General features: G+C 49.5%; 4 protein-coding genes. All 4 read left to right on the forward strand.

From position 1 onward, the window contains the following. Positions 1 to 873: 873 nt before the first annotated feature. Complete coding sequence (locus tag HPS55_RS13705; protein WP_172173156.1) at positions 874 to 1,332, forward strand: HU family DNA-binding protein; 459 nt, start codon at positions 874 to 876, stop codon at positions 1,330 to 1,332. Positions 1,333 to 1,514: 182 nt separating this feature from the next. After that, on the forward strand, positions 1,515 to 1,613 hold the full coding sequence (locus HPS55_RS13710) for a smalltalk protein (protein WP_172173153.1): 99 nt from the start codon (positions 1,515 to 1,517) through the stop codon (positions 1,611 to 1,613). A gap of 251 nt (positions 1,614 to 1,864) precedes the next feature. Beyond that, entirely contained in the window at positions 1,865 to 3,322 is a 1,458-nt protein-coding gene (locus tag HPS55_RS13715; protein ID WP_172173150.1) for an amidophosphoribosyltransferase, read from the forward strand. Between the two features lie 121 nt (positions 3,323 to 3,443). Beyond that, on the forward strand, positions 3,444 to 5,222 hold the full coding sequence (gene rpsA, locus HPS55_RS13720) for a 30S ribosomal protein S1 (RefSeq protein WP_172173147.1): 1,779 nt from the start codon (positions 3,444 to 3,446) through the stop codon (positions 5,220 to 5,222). Positions 5,223 to 5,864 lie beyond the last annotated feature (642 nt).

The following is a 5,864-nucleotide window of genomic DNA, read 5'->3' on the forward strand; positions in this document are numbered from 1 at the left end:
AAACTACATTATCGTCCGGATATAGGATGAACGCGCTCTGGATGGATGCGCCCCAACGGGGCAACGAGCACATAGCCCGGGGCAGAGCGAAGCGGCACCCCGGGAATCATACATCGACACTCCGCGCCCTGCAAGGGCAAAAGCATAAAAACATATGGATATAGAAATTGTAATTATCTGATTGCTAATGCTTTTGCCCTTTCAGGGCGAGTGTGTACAATCGTGTTGTTCCCGGGGTGCCGCTACGCTCTGCCCCGGGCTATGTGCTCGTTGCCTTTTCAAGGCGCATCCATCCAGAGCGCGTTCATCCTATATCCGGACGATAATGTAGTTTGATTCTGTTGACCAACTTAATATATTTATTTGACTATGATTTCAGAAATGAGCGACAAGTTTTGGACACCCTACCCAACAGCCCTCAGAGAATCCGTTGCACCGGCTTTCTTGCCCGTTTTTCCCCTCCTCTGCCAGCAGGGCATGTTGTGAAGAAGTGCCAAAAACATCACTCAACAATACCATATTACATTCCAAAGTGCCGGTTTCGCATCTCCAAACCGGCACTTTCGCAGTCCCGAAGTGCCGGTTTTGCAGTCCCAAAGTGGCACTTTCGTAATGCTATATGTGCCGCAGTGCAATATAGTGTTGCAGAATCTGGAACTTGCCGCGACACGATATGTATGCGGAGTGCCGCGTCGCACAATATTTACAGACTGGGAATTTTTCCGTTTAACACCCGTTAACACCGCCCCGACACCCGTTTTTCAGGCTTTATGGTACAAAACAAGTATCTTTGCAAGTGTCATCCGGAAGACATCAGATAGTTAAACAACAAATTGAACAAAACAACAACAAAACAAAGGAGGAAAGAAAGTTATGATTACTTATCGTCTTTATCAGAACAACAACACCGAGAGTTCACAGTATAAGAAATGGTATGCACGCGCGGTGACCACTGAGACCGCAACCCTCAACAGTCTTGCCGAGCGCATCCAGCGCAACTGTACCGTGAAGAAGAGCGACGTACTGGCCGTACTTACCGAACTGGTCGAAGTAATGCGCGACGAGCTTCAGAGCTCGCACAAGGTGAAGCTCGACGGCTTCGGCTCGTTCAAAATAGCCCTGCGCAGCACCGGGGCAGACAGCGTGAAGGAGTTTGCTGTCAAGAGCAACATCAAAGGCATGCGTGTACTCTTCCAGCCCGAGCTGAAGATTTCGGCAGACGGCCGCCGTATACGCACGTTCCTTGACGGCTGCAAGGTGGCCGAACTGCCCAAGAACGACGTGAAGAGCGGGGCGGACACCGGCACCACAACACCCGACCCGCAGCCTTAACACGGATTGCGCAGTGACGTGGGCGTACACACTTAGTGGCAGAGCGCTGCCGGAAGGAGGACAACAACAGCGCTCTGCCATAAGCACCTACTACACTACATGACAGACTGTTATATTATTGCAGTTAAAGCATCACACGAATATAAAAAAATGAACAGCAACGGAAAGGAGGAGAACAGAACATGAAACGCGAGACATGGAAATTCGTGATACAGCTGATAACAGCCGTACTCACAGCCATCGCAACCACACTGGGCGTGACAAGCTGCATGGCACTTTAAGGAAGACGACGAGCCGCATGGCACTCTGAAGCGGGGCTGCATCAGAAACAGAATCCGTCCGGCCTGAAGGCCGCGGAGACACTGTATCACACATGATGCAGCCCCGAACTATGTTCACCAGGCGTGAAACATATATTATGGATGAAAGGGAAAAAGTGTAGGCCATACATCATATTTCATGATAAAGCCGCTTGATATTTCATGAAAATGCACTACCTTTGCAGCCTCAAACACAATTCATATTAAGACACATGGGTGGTTTTTTCGGTACAATAGCAGTGAAAGAATGCGTAAACGACTTGTTTTACGGCACTGACTATAACTCACATTTAGGTACAAAGAGAGCAGGACTTGTCACGTTTGACAAGGAGAAAGGATTTACACGCAGCATTCACAGTCTGGAACGCGACTATTTCCGGTCGCGTTTTGAAAGCGAACTTGACAAGTTTGCGGGCAACGCCGGTATCGGCGTCATAAGCGATACCGATCCGCAGCCTATTCTCGTAAACTCGCATCTGGGCCGCTATGCCGTGGTGACGGTGGCAAAAATCAACAACATGCGCGAGATTGCGCAGGAGCTGATGGACAACCGCATGCACTTCAGCGAGATGAGCGCCAACAACATCAATCCTACTGAACTCGTGGCATTGCTCATCAACATGGGCGACACGTTTGTAGAAGGCATCAATCTCGTATACCGCAAGGTAAAGGGGTCGTGCTCGATGCTCATACTCACGGAAGACGGCATCATAGCCGTACGCGACCCGCTGGGCCGCACACCTATAGTGATAGGACAGAAAGACGGGGCATTGGCAGCCACAAGCGAAACCACGGCACTGCCCAATCTTGACTACAAGCGCCTGCGCGATGTGGGCCCCGGAGAGATTGTGCGCCTCAGGACAACGGGGCCGGAGGTGCTGCAGAAACCTATGAACCACTGCCAGATATGCTCGTTCCTGTGGGTGTACTACGGATTTCCTGCAAGCGACTACGAGGGTGTCAACGCCGAATATGTGCGAGAGTATGCGGGCACGGTAATGGGAAAAGAGGACGACACCGAAGCCGACTGCGCCTGCGGAGTGCCCGACTCGGGCGTGGGAACAGCCATAGGATATGCCGAGGGGCACGAAATACCGTACAAGAGGGCCGTGCTGAAATACACGCCTACATGGCCGCGCTCCTTCACACCGGGCAACCAGAGCCGCCGCGACCTCGTGGCAAAGATGAAGCTGATACCCAATCCGGCCATACTGAAAGACCAGCGCATCGTGTTCTGCGACGACTCTATCGTACGCGGCACGCAGCTGAGGGACAACGTGCGCACATTCTTCGAATATGGTGCCAAGGAGGTGCATGCACGCATATCGTGTCCGCCTCTGGTATACGGCTGTCCGTTCATCGGTTTCACCGCATCCAAAAGCGACCTTGAACTTATCACCCGCCGCATAATACAGGATTTCGAAGGTGATGCCGACAAGGATCTCGACAAGTATTCGGCTACAGACAGTCCGCAATACAAGCGCATGGTGAAGGAAATAGGACGCAGGCTCGGGCTGAGCAGTGTGAAATTCAACAAGATAGAGACTCTGATAGAGGCCATCGGACTGCCTAAAGAGCGTGTCTGCACACATTGTTTTGATGGCAGCAGCTATTTCTATCAAGATATAATGAATGGCGGCAAGGAGGATATTACCGCGTCCGGATGTTAAATAAACGTAAATAAGCATGCTTCCGGCTGCAAAACCTGTCACAATATAATATAAAATAGGTACCTTTGCAGCCGATTTTTGCAATTAACATAAAGTCAAACTTTATTAATTAAACAAATTTATGTCAGATTTAACAAACAAAGTTCAGCCGTTGGACGACTTCAATTGGGAAGAGTTTGAGAACGGCACTGTTGCAAGCGTCAGCAAGGAAGAGCTTGACAAGGCTTACAACGAAACACTAAACAAGGTCAGCGAGCATCAGGTCGTTGACGGAACCGTAATTTCGGTTGACAAGAAAGAAGTAATCGTAAACATTGGCTACAAGAGCGACGGTATCATCCCCGCCAGCGAGTTCCGCTACAATCCGGAGCTGAAGGCAGGCGATATCGTAGAAGTGTATGTGGAGAATCAGGAGGACAAGAAGGGTCAGCTGATTCTGTCACACAAGAAAGCCCGTCTCAGCAAGAGCTGGGAGCGTGTCAACGCTGCTCTTGACAATGAGGAAATCATACAGGGATACATCAAGTGCCGCACTAAGGGCGGTATGATTGTTGACGTATTCGGAATCGAGGCATTCCTTCCCGGAAGCCAGATTGACGTTCACCCGATCCGCGACTACGACCAGTTCGTAGGAAAGACAATGGAGTTCAAGATTGTAAAGATCAATCAGGAGTTCCGCAACGTTGTCGTTTCTCACAAAGCTCTCATCGAGGCTGAGCTCGAGGCACAGAAGAAAGAAATCATCTCCAAGCTGGAGAAAGGTCAGATTCTCGAAGGAACAGTCAAGAACATCACTTCGTACGGTGTATTTGTCGACCTCGGCGGTGTGGACGGACTCGTGCACATCACAGACCTGTCATGGGGCCGCGTTGACGATCCCCACAAGGTGGTCGATCTGGATCAGAAAATCAATGTGGTCATCCTCGATTTCGACGACGAGAAGAAGCGCATAGCTCTTGGTCTGAAGCAGCTCACTCCTCATCCATGGGACGCATTGAGTTCAGAGCTCAAAGTGGGCGACCATGTAAACGGTAAGGTTGTAGTGATTGCCGATTACGGTGCATTCGTTGAAATACAGCCCGGTGTCGAGGGTCTTATCCACGTTTCGGAGATGTCTTGGAGCCAGCATCTGCGTTCGGCTCAGGAATTCTTGAAAGTTGGCGACGAGATAGAAGCTGTTATCCTTACACTCGACCGCGACGAGCGCAAGATGAGTCTTGGCATCAAGCAGCTGAAAGAAGATCCGTGGGAGGCTATCGAGGTTAAGTATCCTGTTGACAGCAAGCACACTGCAAAGGTTCGCAACTTCACCAACTTCGGTGTATTCGTAGAGCTTGAGGAAGGTGTTGACGGCCTGATTCACATCAGCGACCTCTCTTGGACAAAGAAGGTTAAGCATCCGTCAGAGTTCACACAGGTTGGCGCTCCTATTGAGGTTGTCGTTCTCGACATCGACAAGGAGAACCGTCGTCTGAGCCTCGGTCACAAACAGCTTGAGGAGAATCCCTGGGACGTATTCGAGGGTACATATACCGTAGGCAGCATACATCAGGGCAAGATAACCGAACTTCTGGAGAAGGGTGCCGTCGTTTCTTTGGAAAAAGGCGTAGAGGGCTTTGCCACTCCGAAGCATCTTGTCAAGGAAGATGGCACACAGGCCGCTCTGGGTGAGGAACTTCCGTTCAAGGTAATCGAGTTCAACAAGGACAGCAAGCGCATTATCCTGTCTCACAGCCGCACATTCGAAGATGTACAGCGTGAGGAAAGAAAGGCAGCAAACAAGAAACCTCGTGCAAAGAAAGAGGACGCTGTCAAGATTGAGAATCAGCCTGCCGCCACAACACTTGGTGACATCGACGTTCTGGCTCAGTTGAAAGCTCAGATGGAAAAGGGCGAATAAGAAGAAAATCATTTTATTCACGCGGGATATAGTCGCGTGATACAAAGAAAGCAGGAGACAAACATTGATAAGATGTTTTGTCTCCTGTTTCTGTATTTATATGGCCGGCTGGTGGGAATGGTGTTATATTTCCGGATGACGGAATGTATATATTCCGATATAGCAGATAGCGGATAATATGTCGGGGATGGAGGATGTGGACATGTCCGAATGACGGAATGTATATGTCCGGATGGAAAATAGTGGATATTGCCGGGGATGAAGGATGTGGATATGTCCGGATGACGGAATGTATATATATAGATGCATATATATTCGAAATATTTTACGTTTATGAGTATATAATAAAAGACACAATGCCAGAAACTGAAGACTATTGCTACCATATTATGATGGCGCCCTGCAAGGGCAACAAGCGCATAGCCCAGGGCAGAGCGTAGCGACACCCTGGGGAATAATCACGATGGACTCAATTCGCCCTAAAAGGGCAAAAGCGTTAGTTGTCAGAGGCTTACCATCTCCTCCCCGTTTGTTACATTTAACGCTTTTGCCCTTTCTCTAAGTTTGCAGAAGATTGCGACGCAGTCGCATATTTAAAAAAAACAGGAGTTATAATTATGACAACTCAAGACTGTTTCTTAC

Origin of the sequence: Xylanibacter rodentium (assembly GCF_013166575.1) — a bacterium.
Lineage (GTDB): Bacteria > Bacteroidota > Bacteroidia > Bacteroidales > Bacteroidaceae > Prevotella > Prevotella rodentium.

Coding starts and splice junctions, on each gene's coding strand:
- HPS55_RS13705 (WP_172173156.1), top strand. CDS start 874: ATGATTACTTATCGTCTTTATCAGAACAACAACACCGAGAGTTCACAG.
- HPS55_RS13710 (WP_172173153.1), top strand. CDS start 1,515: ATGAAACGCGAGACATGGAAATTCGTGATACAGCTGATAACAGCCGTA.
- HPS55_RS13715 (WP_172173150.1), top strand. CDS start 1,865: ATGGGTGGTTTTTTCGGTACAATAGCAGTGAAAGAATGCGTAAACGAC.
- rpsA (WP_172173147.1), top strand. CDS start 3,444: ATGTCAGATTTAACAAACAAAGTTCAGCCGTTGGACGACTTCAATTGG.